At 62.0% G+C, this 12521-nt stretch carries 11 protein-coding genes; 3 read left to right on the forward strand and 8 right to left on the reverse strand.

Going from position 1 to position 12521, the window contains the following annotated elements:
* Positions 1-125: 125 nt before the first annotated feature.
* The 4 genes from VJ604_RS07010 to VJ604_RS07025 all read right to left on the reverse strand — a co-directional run bounded on the left by VJ604_RS07010 (position 126) and on the right by VJ604_RS07025 (position 4239).
* Positions 126-1145, reverse strand: a complete 1020-nt coding sequence (locus VJ604_RS07010) for an aspartate-semialdehyde dehydrogenase (RefSeq protein ID WP_324081030.1) — start codon at positions 1143-1145, stop codon at positions 126-128.
* Positions 1146-1249: 104 nt separating this feature from the next.
* Positions 1250-2347: an aspartate-semialdehyde dehydrogenase gene (asd, locus tag VJ604_RS07015; RefSeq protein WP_324081032.1), complete on the reverse strand. Its 1098-nt coding sequence runs from the start codon at positions 2345-2347 to the stop codon at positions 1250-1252.
* A gap of 72 nt (positions 2348-2419) precedes the next feature.
* Positions 2420-3508 (reverse strand): 3-isopropylmalate dehydrogenase, encoded by a 1089-nt coding sequence (leuB, locus tag VJ604_RS07020; RefSeq protein WP_324081034.1) that lies wholly within the window; start codon positions 3506-3508, stop codon positions 2420-2422.
* 125 nt (positions 3509-3633) lie between these two features.
* Positions 3634-4239: a Tgt2/MlaC family protein gene (locus VJ604_RS07025; protein WP_324081036.1), complete on the reverse strand. Its 606-nt coding sequence runs from the start codon at positions 4237-4239 to the stop codon at positions 3634-3636.
* A gap of 329 nt (positions 4240-4568) precedes the next feature.
* Here VJ604_RS07025 and VJ604_RS07030 point away from each other — a divergent pair, with 329 nt between their 5' ends.
* From VJ604_RS07030 to VJ604_RS07040, 3 genes are all read left to right on the forward strand, one after another.
* A complete protein-coding gene (locus VJ604_RS07030) occupies positions 4569-5738 on the forward strand; it encodes a ChaN family lipoprotein (RefSeq protein WP_324081037.1) in 1170 nt (389 codons plus the stop codon).
* Positions 5738-6235, forward strand: a complete 498-nt coding sequence (locus tag VJ604_RS07035; protein WP_324081039.1) for a PaaI family thioesterase — start codon at positions 5738-5740, stop codon at positions 6233-6235. Before VJ604_RS07030 ends, VJ604_RS07035 begins: the two co-directional genes overlap by 1 nt.
* 272 nt (positions 6236-6507) lie before the next feature.
* Positions 6508-8661 (forward strand): hybrid sensor histidine kinase/response regulator, encoded by a 2154-nt coding sequence (locus VJ604_RS07040; protein WP_324081040.1) that lies wholly within the window; start codon positions 6508-6510, stop codon positions 8659-8661.
* 172 nt (positions 8662-8833) lie between these two features.
* On the opposite strand, the gene VJ604_RS07045 is transcribed toward VJ604_RS07040, so the two are convergent.
* The 4 genes from VJ604_RS07045 to VJ604_RS07060 are packed head-to-tail and all read right to left on the reverse strand — an operon-like array spanning position 8834 to position 12308.
* Positions 8834-10264: a TolC family protein gene (locus VJ604_RS07045; protein ID WP_324081042.1), complete on the reverse strand. Its 1431-nt coding sequence runs from the start codon at positions 10262-10264 to the stop codon at positions 8834-8836.
* A gap of 36 nt (positions 10265-10300) precedes the next feature.
* Positions 10301-10750, reverse strand: coding sequence for an outer membrane lipid asymmetry maintenance protein MlaD (mlaD, locus tag VJ604_RS07050; RefSeq protein WP_324081044.1), 450 nt, complete (start codon positions 10748-10750; stop codon positions 10301-10303).
* Between the two features lie 33 nt (positions 10751-10783).
* Positions 10784-11530: an ABC transporter ATP-binding protein gene (locus VJ604_RS07055; RefSeq protein WP_324081046.1), complete on the reverse strand. Its 747-nt coding sequence runs from the start codon at positions 11528-11530 to the stop codon at positions 10784-10786.
* Positions 11531-11537: 7 nt separating this feature from the next.
* Complete coding sequence (locus VJ604_RS07060) at positions 11538-12308, reverse strand: MlaE family ABC transporter permease (protein WP_324081048.1); 771 nt, start codon at positions 12306-12308, stop codon at positions 11538-11540.
* Positions 12309-12521: the final 213 nt, after the last annotated feature.

Raw genomic sequence — 12521 nt, forward strand, 5'->3', positions numbered from 1 at the left:
GGGAGAGGGCCGGGGTGAGGGAAGCCACGCACCGACTGACATTTCCGCCGATTGAAAGTTCCCTCACCCCCCTCCCCTCTCCCGTAGGGCGAGGGGGGAAAGGCCTCGGAACATCAAAGAACCAATTACTTGAGATACTTCTCGACCAGGATCTCCGCGATCTGGACGGCGTTGGTCGCGGCACCCTTGCGGACGTTGTCGGCGACGACCCAGAGGTTGAGGCCATTCTTGACCGAGGCGTCCTCGCGGATGCGGCCAACCAGGGTGACGTCTTCACCGGCGGCGTTGATGGCCATGGGGTATTCCCCCTCGGCGGGATCGTCCACCAGCTCCACACCCGGCGCGTCTTCCAGCAGTTCCCTCGCCTTCTGCACCGTAATCTTCTTGTCCGTCTCGATGTTCACCGACTCCGAGTGACCGAAGAAGACCGGGACCCTCACGCAGGTCGCGCTGACCTTGATGTCGGACCCCATGATCTTGGCGGTCTCGTTGACCATTTTCATCTCTTCCTTCGTGTAGCCGTTGTCGCAGAAGGCATCGATCTGCGGCAGGCAGTTGAAGGCGATCTGGTGCGGGTAGACCTTGGCGACGGCCGGGCGACCGTTCAGAAGCTCGCCGACCTGGACGCGCAGCTCATCGATTGCCTTGTTGCCGGTGCCGGAAACCGCCTGGTAGGTCGAGACCACGATCCTCTTGATGGCACCGAAGTCGTGCAACGGCTTGAGCGCCACCACCATCTGGATGGTGGAGCAGTTGGGGTTGGCGATGATCCCCTTCTTCTTGTAGCCGGCGATGGCTTCGGGATTGACCTCCGGGACCACCAGCGGGACGTCCTTGTCCATGCGCCAGGCGCTGGAATTGTCGATGCAGACCGCGCCGGCCTTGGCCGCCGAGGGGCAGAACTCCTCCGAGCGCGCCCCTCCCGCCGAAAAGAGGGCGATATCGATCCCCTCGAAGCTGTCGTGGGTCAACTCCTCGACCTGCACCGCCTTGCCGCGAAACTCCAGGACCTCGCCCGCGCTCCGGCTGCTGGCCAACAGCTTGATCTTCCCCACCGGAAAGTCGCGCTCCTCCAGGCACTCTAGCATCTGCGTTCCCACCGCGCCGGTCGCGCCCACTACTGCAACGTTCCAAAGCCTGCTCATATCTATTCTCCTCAAGACGAAAACAGGAGCGCGCCCCCCGATCCTGCCACGAGGGGACGCGCTCCATTCGAGATACCACTATTGGTTAAGCTAAGCTGCCGCTGTTACCTTTCCTTCAGGATCTGCAGCATGCGGCGCAGCGGCTCGGCGGCGCCCCACAGCAGCTGGTCGCCGCAGGTGAAGGCGGAGAGGTACTGCGGGCCCATCTTCATCTTGCGCACGCGGCCGACCGGAACGGTCAGCGAGCCGGAGGTGGCGGCGGGGGTAAGCTGCGCGAGGGTGTCGGCCTTGTTGTTGGGGACCAGCTTGACCCACTGGTTGTCGTTCTTGATCAGGTTCTCGATGTCGGCGATCGGCACATCCTTGTTGAGCTTGATGGTCAGCGCCTGGCTGTGGCAACGCATGGCGCCCACGCGCACACAGATGCCGTCGACCGGGATCGGAGAGGTGGTGCCCAGGATCTTGTTGGTCTCGGCAAAGCCCTTCCACTCCTCGCGGCTCTGGCCGTCTTCGACCTCGCGGTCGATCCAGGGGAGCACGCTGCCGGCCAGCGCGAAGCCGAATTCTTTCTTGGGAATCTCTTCGCCCCTCAGGGTAGCGGTGACCCGGCGGTCGATGTCGAGGATGGCCGAGGAAGGGTTCTGCAGCTGCTCGCAGACGGCGCCGTGCAGGACGCCCATCTGGCAGAGGAGCTCGCGCATGTTGGGAGCACCGGCACCCGAGGCAGCCTGGTAGGTCATGGAGGTGATCCACTCCACCAGCCCGGCGCGGAACAGGCCGCCCAGGCCCATCAGCATGAGGCTGACGGTGCAGTTGCCGCCGATGAAATCCTTGATCCCCTTGGAGAGGGCCTCGTCGATCACGTTGCGGTTGACCGGGTCGAGGATGATGACGGCGTCCTTCTCCATGCGCAGGGTGCTGGCCGCGTCGATCCAGTAGCCGTTCCAGCCCGCCTCGGCGAGCTTGGGACGGACGGCCTTGGTGTAGTCGCCGCCCTGGCAGGTGATGATGACGTCGAGTTTCTTCAGCTCCGCGATATCCGAAGCATCCTTCAGGATCCCGGCATTCATGGGGGCAGGCTGCCCCACCTGCGAAGTAGTGAAAAATACCGGCTCGATCCCAGCGAAATCGTTCTCTTCCTGCATCCGGTGCATGAGAACGGAGCCAACCATGCCACGCCAACCGACAAGTCCGACTTTCATAGTTCGTTTCCTTTTCTATATTGGGAATGGGTATTGATACCGCGTTGTATTTAATACCACGCCATCGGGAAATTACAGATTCGCGATGATGGCGTCGCCGATTTCCTTGGTGTTGACCAGCTTCTCGCCTTCCTTCTCCTGGTAGATGTCCCTGGTGCGGTAGCCCAGGTCGAGCACCTTGGCGACCGCCTTGTCGATGGCGTCGGCCGCCTCCACCATCCCGAAGGAGTAGCGGAGCATCATGCCGGCGGAGAGGATCTGGGCGATCGGGTTGGCGATCCCCTGCCCCGCGATGTCCGGGGCGCTGCCGCCGGAGGGCTCATACATGCCGAAGGAGCCTTCGGCAAGCGATGCGGAGGGGAGCATGCCGAGCGAACCGGTCAGCATGGCCGCCTCGTCGGAGAGGATATCGCCGAACATGTTCTCGCACAGGATGACGTCGAACTGCTTGGGCCATTTTACCAGCTGCATGGCGGCGTTGTCGACGTACATGTGGGAGAGCTCGACGTCCGGGTACTGCTTGGCGATGTTGATCACGATTTCGCGCCAGAGGACCGAGGTGGAGAGGACGTTGGCCTTGTCGATGGAGCAGACCTTCTTGCCGCGCTTCTGGGCGGCCTTGAAGGCGACGTGGGCGATGCGCTCGATCTCCGGGACGCTGTAGCGCATGGTATCCACGCCGATCCGGGCATTACCTTCACCTTCGATACCCTTGGGCTGGGAGAAGTAGATGCCGCCGGTCAGTTCGCGGATCACCAGGATGTCGAAGCCCCCGGCGATCACCTCTTCCTTCAGGGAGGAGGCGCCGGTAAGCGACGGGAAGATGATGGCCGGACGGAGGTTGGCGTAGAGGCCGAAGATCTTCCTAAGCGGCAGCAGCGCACCGCGCTCCGGCTGCTCATCCGGGGGAAGCGTTTCCCATTTGGGGCCACCCACCGAACCGAACAGGATGGCGTCGGACGCCTTGCAGATGTTGACGGTAGTCTCCGGAAGGGCGCGCCCCTCCAGGTCGATACCGGCCCCACCGACGTTTGCGGGGGTCCGCTCGAAAGTAACATCGTAGCGTTTCTCGACCGCATCGAGCACCTTAAGTGCCTCGGCCATGACCTCCGGACCAATGCCGTCACCCGCCAGAACCGCTACCTTAAAAAGCTTTCCCATTCGCAAACCTCCAGGTTGTTAATAAAATCGCGATTCTATTAGCGTAGCCGCCATATTGTCAACATAAAAAGGCCGTCAAACAGAGGTTTAACGGCCCTAGACACCGATGCTTCAGTTGGCTGCGGTTACGGCGCCTTCAGCTCCTCGCTCTTGGTCTTCAGTTTCTTCACCAGCTCGGGATACCCCTGGCTGTTGATGATCCTGTTGAACTGACCGCGATAGTTGGAGACCAGGCTTACCCCCTCGATCACCACGTCGTAGACCAGCCATTTACCACCCTTGTTCATCAGGCGGTAGTCCAGCGAGTACTCATCCCCCTTGGGCGCGATCACCTTGGATTTCACCTCCGCGTACTGCCCATCCACGGTTTCCCCCAGGTAAACGATCTTCTCGTTGTGGTACGACTCGATCTTTCCCGCATAGGAATTTTCCAGCAGGGTCGCGAAGAGGGAGACGAACTCCTTCTTTTCAGCCGGGGTACGGTTTTTCCAGTGCGTCGCCAGCGAACGCTGGGCCATCTCGCCGTAATCGAAGATAGTGGCGATCGATTGTTTCAACTGCTGTCTGCGCTGCGGTTCCTTGGCCGGCTTCTTCATCTCCGGATCGGAAACTATCTTCACCACCTGGTCGACGACCTGCTTTACCTGTTCGGTGACGGTGGGAGCGGCGAGGGCGGGAACGGCTCCTGAAAGGAAGCTGAAGGTAAGAAAGATCAAGAGCGCGTGTCTCATAGGCATCTTCTCCTTTTCGTGTGGTAGTGACTGGGGATCAGCCCCTGCTCGAACTTGCGGTTTATATTCATGAATGATATGGTACCATCTTGTTTAACTTCGGACACGGGAACAGAATACCACCCCCCGACAATTAAGCAACCTCTAACCCTTCAATATCACTTATATAACAAAGAGTTATCATCAATCCAGCATGCCGGATCCGACGTCCTTACATCTTCCACCGCGGAGGAAACATGATCTCTTTCTCTCGCCCACTGCACGTGGCTGCCTCACTGTGCCTACTCGCCATCACTGCCTGCTGTCCCGTCTCATCGAAGCAGATCCTCATGGGTGATCCTCAGGAACCATATCCCCGCTCGACCCCGCCCAAGGTAGGCGAGATCGTCCATCTGCCCACCGGCTTTCTGGTGAGCAAGACCCAGATGCTGGACATCGCCGCCGACGCCAGGGTGGTCTATGTTGGCGAGACCCACGACAACCCGGCCTCCCACCGGGTGGAACTGGAGGTCCTGCAGGGATTGGAGCAGCGCCATCCGGGCCGGGTCGCGCTGGGGATGGAGATGTTCCACCGCGCGCAGCAGCCGGTGCTGGACCGCTGGAGCGCGGGGGAGTTGGACGAAAAGAGCTTCGTGAAGGCCGTCAAGTGGTTCGACGACTGGAAGATGGACTTCGACTACTACCGCGATATCCTGCTGTTCGCCCGTGACAAGCACATCCCCATCCTGGGACTCAATGCGAACAAGGATCTGGTGAAGGCCGTCCGCAGCAAGCCGGCCGAGGAACTCTCTGCCGAAGAGAAGGCGCAACTGCCGGAAATGGACATGAGCGACATCTACCAGCGCGGCACCACCGAGGGGTTGTTCGAGGGGCACAGCCACGGCAAGATGCAGGTGGAGGCGTTCCTGCGGGTCCAGACCCTCTGGGACGAGACCATGGCGGAGACGGCCGCCCGCTACCTGCTAAGCCCGGCCGGGAAAGGGAAGCACCTGATGGTGATGGCCGGCGGCAACCATATCAAGTACGGGTTCGGCATCCCGCGCAGGGTCTTCCGGCGCATCCCTACCTCCTACGTGCTGATCGGCGGCACCGAGATAGCCGTTGCCGAAGGGACCAAGCCGGAGTACATGGATGAGGCCGAACTGCCGCAGATTCCCATGCGCCCCTACGACTTCCTGAACTACCTCTCCTATGAGTCCCTGCCCAAGCGGGCAGTCATGCTGGGAGTGATGTACGAGCCGACCGCCTCCGGCAAGGGGTTGGAGGTCAGCAGCGTGGTGCCGGGATCCAACGCCGAGCGTGCCGGGGTCAAAGCGAAGGATGTCCTGATCGGCCTCGATAACGAACCCCTCATCGACAGCTATGACCTCGCCTACGCCATCAAGAAGAAAAAGGCCGGCGACCACTCCACTCTGGAACTGCTGCGGGACGGCAAACCGCTCAAGCTGGAGGTGACCTTCCTGCCGACCGTGCCGGAACAGAAGCCGGAGAAGAAATAATGACCACACCATCCACCGGTCCCCACCACTTCGCCATGGACGCCTGGATCAGCACGGCCCCCTTCGAGCAACTGCTCAACATGAAGATCGAAGAGGCGGCCGACGGCCAGGCGACGCTGTCGATGCCCTTCTACCGCGAATACTCCAACGGAGCCGGCATCATGCACGGCGGCGCCCTGGTCAGCCTGGCCGATACCGCCGTGGTGATGGCCATCAAGAGCATCCTCGAGCCCGGCTCCCACTTTGCCACCACCAAGATGGAGGTCACCTTCCAGCACCCCGTCAAGAAAGGGGTGGTGACCGCCCGGGCCAAGATGGTCTCCAAGGTCGAGCGGACCATCGAAGGGCGGGTGACAGTCTTTGACGAGGACGAAAGGGCCGTGATGGAATACTCGACCACCTTCAAGATAGCCCGCGACACCAAGCTGCGCGGCATCACCTTCGCCGACGGCTCGGCTACGGCTCCGGCTTCAACAGCGGAACCGGCCGACAGCTAGAGAGCGTCGGTGGCCGTTCATGCTGAGCTTGTTCGAAGCACCCCCTTCCGACCCTACAAGCGCCCCCCTTCGACGGGCTCAGGACATGCTTCGACAGGCTCAGGGCGAATGGCGTCAGGAAGCTTGGTGATGTAGGTTGCCCCCCCAAAAAAACCGTGAAGAACCTCTTTTGCCCCCTCCAGACGGTTCTTGACTGCACAGCTTGCGTCATGGCATCCTGTGTTCACTAACTTGCCCCCCTTTAGTAGACCTCCCCAACGAGTGGAGCATCCATGAAGAGCCGCCTTAAACTCGGTGGCAGCCGGGAAACCAGCAAGATCGTCGGTATCTACGTTGTGTTCGGAAGCGCCTGGATCTACCTCTCCGACACCATTCTCACCTGGTTCGTCCGTGATCCCGAAACCATCTCCCACATCAGCGTCTTCAAAGGGCTCGTCTTCATCGTCATCACCTCCACGCTGCTCTACCAGCTGATCGCCCGCTTCGTGCGGCGCGACAACGACGCCATCGCGCAACTGGTGGAGAGCGAGGAGCGCTTCCAGGCCATCTACGACAACGTCAACGACGCTCTCTTCATCCACGATCCGGTCAGCGGCCACATCATGGACGTGAACCGGACCATGTCCGCCATGTTCGGGTATAGCCGCCAGGAAGCCATCCATCTGCGGGTCCAGGAGCTGAGCCTGGGCGAGCCCCCTTATTCGCAAGAGGAGGCGCTGGCGCTGATCAGGCAAACGGCGCAGGGTATCCCGCAGATCTCCGAATGGCGCAGCCGAAAAAAGGACGGCACCATCTTCTGGTCCGAGGTCAACATGCGCGGCGCGACCATCAACGGGCAGGAACGGATCATCGTGATGGTGAGGGACATCGAGGCCAGGAAGATGGCTGAGGAAGCGCTTAGGCAAAACGAGGAACTGCTCAAGGTTCTTATGGAGGAGATGCCGGTCGGGATCGGCTGGACCGACGAAAGCGGGGCGGTCCAGTATCTCAACCGCTGCCTGATCGACTGGCTGGGCTACACCATCGACGACCTGCCGACCATAGACCGCTGGCTGTTGAGCACCCTCCCCGACCCAGAGTACCGGGCCAAGATCAAGGAGGCCTGGAGCAGGGCCATGGCCGCCACGCGCACCCCCGGGGCGGTGGTTTCACCCTTCGAGGCCAGGCTTACCTGCAGCGACGGCTCCGTTCGCCATGTGATCCTCAACCTCCGGCTGGTGCACAACCGGATCGTCTACATCTTCACCGACGTGACCCGCTGGCAGTCGATGCAAAGCGAGCTTTTGAAGACGCAGAAGCTGGAATCGCTCGCCATCCTGGCGGGAGGGATCGCCCACGACTTCAACAACATCCTGACCGGCATCCTCGGCAACATCTCCTTCTTGGGGCTCTTGCTGGACGGATCGCATCCGGCCAGGAAACCGCTGGAGAACGCGGAGAAGGCCTCGCTGCGGGCGGCGGAGCTTGCGCACCAGCTTTTGACCTTCGCCAAGGGGGGGCAGCCGGTGATGAAGCCGGTCTCGGTGGCCGACCTGGTCCAGGAGTCATTGAACCTGGCCCTTCGTGGCAGCAAGGTGACCACTACGGTCGACATCGCGGCCTCGCTGGATGGCATCCTGGCCGACGAGGGGCAGATGAGCCAGGTCTTCAACAACGTGATCATCAACGCGCTGCAGGCGATGCCGGAAGGGGGTGCCCTGGGTGTGCGGGGGGAGAACGTCATCCTGGACGCCGACAACAGCGCCGCCCTTCCCGCCGGATGCTACGTCAGGGTATCCTTCACCGACCAGGGGTGCGGCATCACCATGGAGGACCAGCAGAAGATCTTCGATCCCTACTTCACCACCAAGGCTGGGGGGACCGGCCTCGGCCTGGCCTCGGTCCACTCGATCGTCGCCAAGCACCAGGGGAAGATAGAGGTCGACTCCACCCTGGGGCATGGCACCACCTTCACCTTCTACCTCCCTTCGGCCGGAGAACTGGTCGCCACGCCTCCCCCTGCCAGCCAACCGCCGGCGCTGGAGGCGGTGAGCAAGGGGGCCATCCTGGTGATGGACGACGAGGAACCGATCAGGACCCTCACCACCGGCATCCTCGAATTCCTCGGCTACTCCGTGACTACCTGCAGCACCGGTGAGGAGGCGGTGAGCCTCTACCGCGAGGCGCGCGAGACAGGTGAGCCGTTTTTCGCCGTGATCATGGACCTGACGGTGCCGACCGGCATGGGAGGCAAGGACGCCGCCCGCCACATCCTCGCATTAGATCCGGCGGCGCGGCTGATCGTCTCCAGCGGCTACTCCAACGACCCGGTGATGGCACGCTTTGCCGAACACGGCTTCTGCGCGGCCATCATCAAGCCCTACCGCAGCACCGAAATCCAGCAGGCGCTGAGCGAAGTCGGCAAAACGACGGCCCTGACGCAGTGAGCGCCAGGGCCGCTGTAGCTTCCCTTCCTCTTTTGGTTCCCCCTTTATACACCCCTCGCCCCCTCGGGGGAGAGGGGAAGGGGTGAGGGCGGGACTTTCCCCAGTTGCGAACAACCCTCACCCGGCCTTCGGCCACCCTCTCCCCTGAAGGGGCGAGGGTATGCACCGGCCGTTACTCCCAATCCCCAGTCGCGTAAGTTAGATTGGCAACTGCCATGTTGTAGTTGAAGACCGCCTGGAAATAGGCCGCCCGCATCTTGGCGTACTGCTGCAGGGAGTCGAAGATCTCCTTGGCCGGTCCGATGCCGAAATCGAAATTGGCCAGCGCGGTCACCGCCCACTTCTTGGAGCTCTCGTAGCCGGTCCTGGTCGCCTCGATCCCCTTGGATGCCTCCATCCCCTCGTCGTAGAACTTGGTGATCTCCAGCGGGATGTTCTCGTCCGCGAACTGTTTGGTGGAGACCAGCCGGTCGTACTGCGCCTGTTCCTGCGATATCTTGGCGGAGGTGATGCCGAAGTCGAATTTCCACTTCATGCCGAGTGCGGCGCCGGCCCAGAAATGGTTGTAATCGTCCGGGACCCAAGGGTTGTTGACCCGGTCGCGTCCGGGCGACCAGGCGCTGGAGAGGATGGCTCCCACGAAGATGTCCGGGTAGCGTGCCGCCTTGGCCGCAGCCACCAATTCCTCACGTGCCTTGAGCCCCTCCTTCACCTGGCGGAACTCCGGGCGCACCCCCTGCGCACGCGCCACATAAGAGTCCAGGGGGCCGATGGTCTGGTCTACCTTGGTGAGCCTGGCATCGGCCAGCTCCAGCTTGGCGGTCCGCGGCACCCCCACCTTGACCTTCAAGGCGGAAAGCGCGAGGGTCTCCCCCTTTTCGGCCTCGGCCAGGTACTTGTCCACCTCGCCGCCGAAGGCATCCAGCTTGTAAATGTCCGCCTCCTCGACGTTACTCGAGTTCTGGTCCAGCAGTTTCTTCGCCTTCTCCTTCGCCTTGGTCAGGTCGTCGCGCACCTCGGCGAGCAGGTTTTTCAGCTCCCGCGCCAAGAGCACGTCGTAGTAGTATTCCTTCACCTTGACCACGATCTCGTTGCGCTTTTGCTCCTTGCGGGACTTCTCCACCTCGATGCCGTGGGTGGCCGCCGACATGGCGTGGGAGATCTTGCCGAAGCTGTAGATCGGCTGCACCGCCAGGAAATCACCTTTCGCGTACCAGGTCCAGTGGTTGGGGTGGTCGACGCTGTCCTGCGAGTAGACCTGGTTTCCCCTGGCACCCGGGATGGGCCCGGTCAGCCCCAGGAAGTCGACCTGCGGCAGCCGGTAACCCTTGGCCTCGGAGAGCTTGGCGCTCATCAACTCGACGTCCGCCTGCGCCTCCCCCATCTCCGGCGCATGCGCGACGGCGCGGGTGACGCACTCCTTGAGGGTGAGGGTCTCCTCGGCCTGGGCCAAAGGTGCCGTCGCCGCCAGCAGCAAGGCGGCCAGCGCGGTGGCACAGCCCCTCCCCAGCAAGCCTCCGGCATCCCGGTCGTGCAGCGAGGGGGGCAGACAGCCCCCGGCACGGCTGACGACCGTTCCGATCATCATCGCTACCCGTTTCATCGCTCCCTCCTCCACCGCGGCAACAGCCGCGACATCTCAATCCACCTGTCCGTGGATGTACTTGCTCAGCAGTTCTTCGAGATCGACCGCAGACTCGGTATCCCTGATCACGCCCCCCTCCTTGAGAGGGATGTCCGAGCCCCCCGGCTTGAGAAGCAGGAACTTGTCGCCGATGATCCCCCTGGTACGCACCGAGGCGATCACGTCGTCCTGCAGCTTGACACTCCGACGCAGCTTCAGGTTGACCCGGGCCCGGTAGCTCTTGGGGTCCAGCGTTATGCTCTCGATGCGGCCCACGTCGACACCGGCGATCTCCACCGAGGCCCCCTTCTTCAGGCCGGCGCAAGAATCGAACAGCGCGCTCACCTGGTAGTAGTCGCCCCCCAAAAGCTCGAGCTTGCCGAGCCTCACCGAGAGGTAGCCGAGACAGATGATGCCGATCAGCACGAAAATGCCGACCGCGGTATCGAGCCCTACTCTTTTCATGTTGTCACCTGTGCAGCTTTGATGATGTCCATCTCAGATCAGATGGATCGGCCCGTCCAGACTCCCGGTCACGAACTGGCGAACCACCGGGTCGGTGGAGCTCTGGATCTGCTCGGGGGGGCCGCTCTCGATGATGCGTCCCCGGTAGAGCACCGCCACGTAATCGGAGATGTCGAAGATCTCCGGTATCTCGTGGGAGACCACCACCGCGGTGAAACCGAAGGTGGCGTGGGTCTCCTTGATCATCTGGTGAATGGCCCGGCAGATGACCGGGTCGAGTCCGGTGGTCGGCTCGTCGAACAGGATGATCGCGGGGTTCATCAGCAGCGCCCGGGCAAGCCCCACCCTCTTCTTCATCCCCCCCGACAGCTGATCGGGGAATTTCTTGTCCACGCCGCTAAGCCCGACGTGCTCGAGGGCGTCGCGCACCCTTTCGGCGATCTCGGACTCGGAAAGCCTGGTCTTCTCCTGCAGAGGAAAGGAGACGTTCTCGAAGACGGTCAGCGAGTCGAAGAGCGCGGCGTTCTGGAAGAGCATGCCGAACTTCTCGCGCACCCGGTTGAGCTGCCCTCTCCCCATCCGGGAGATGTCCTCGCCGTCCACCAGCACGCTCCCCTCGTCGGGGCGCAACAGGCCGATCACGTGCTTCAGGAGGACGCTTTTCCCCTCGCCGGAGGGGCCGATGATGGCGGTGATCTTGCCGGTCGGTATCTTGAGGTCCAGCTGGTTCAGGACCAGTTGGCTGCCGAACGATTTGCTGACCCCTTTGAGCTCGATCATGCACGCCTCACAGGAGCACCGAAGTGATGAAGTAGTCCCAGATCAGGATCAGCACGCTGGCCAGGACCACCGCCGTGGTGGTGGAGCGGGAGACCCCTTCGGCGCCGTGGCCGGTGTAGTATCCCTTGTAGCAACAGACCCAGGCGATGATCACACCGAAGCAGACCGATTTGACGATACCGGAGTAGACGTCCTTCCACTCCACGCTCCGCTGCATCTCCCCGAAGTAGGCGCCCGGGTTAACCCCGAGGAGCTTGACCCCGACCAGGTACCCCCCCCAGATGCCGACCACGTCGAACAGCGCGCAGAGAAGCGGCAGCACTATGATGGAGGCGATCAGTTTGGGGGCGACCAGGTACTTGTAGGGATCCAGCGCCATGGTCTCCAGGGCGTCGATCTGCTCGCTGATACGCATGATGCCGATCTCGGCACTGATGGCGCTGCCGGCGCGCCCGGTCACCATCAGCGCGGAAAGCACCGGCCCCAGCTCGCGGATCAAGGAGAGCGCCACCGCCACCCCCAGCATCCCCTCCGAGCCGAACTTGGTCAGGGTGTAGTATCCCTGCAGGCCGAGCACCATCCCCGTAAAGCCGGCGGTCAGCACGATCACGAAGCTCGAGCGGGCGCCGATGAAACTCATCTGCTTGATGATGTGGCCGGGGTGACCCGGCGACCTCACGCAGACGTACACCGCGTAGAGGATGAAGTTGAACATCCTCCCCATTTCAGCCAGCCTGCCAAGGGTAAAGGTGCCGAGTCTTCGGACGAGATAGGACATAGAAGGTCGCCAATGAGAAAAAGGGTGAAACGGCGCTGGTGCTCTGCTAACGATTGTAGATGGTTAAGGAAGATTGTAAAGGTGGGGCAAATGAATTAATTAGGAGGGAGGGAGTCAGAAGCCGGTCCTGGTCTTGGCGTGCAGCTGCGGGAGGCTCGCTTCTCCCTTGCGCGCATCCAGCTGTTCCAGGTACCGCTTGGCCTGGGGTAGCCC

Origin of the sequence: Geomonas sp. (assembly GCF_035254065.1) — a bacterium.
GTDB lineage: Bacteria > Desulfobacterota > Desulfuromonadia > Geobacterales > Geobacteraceae > Geomonas.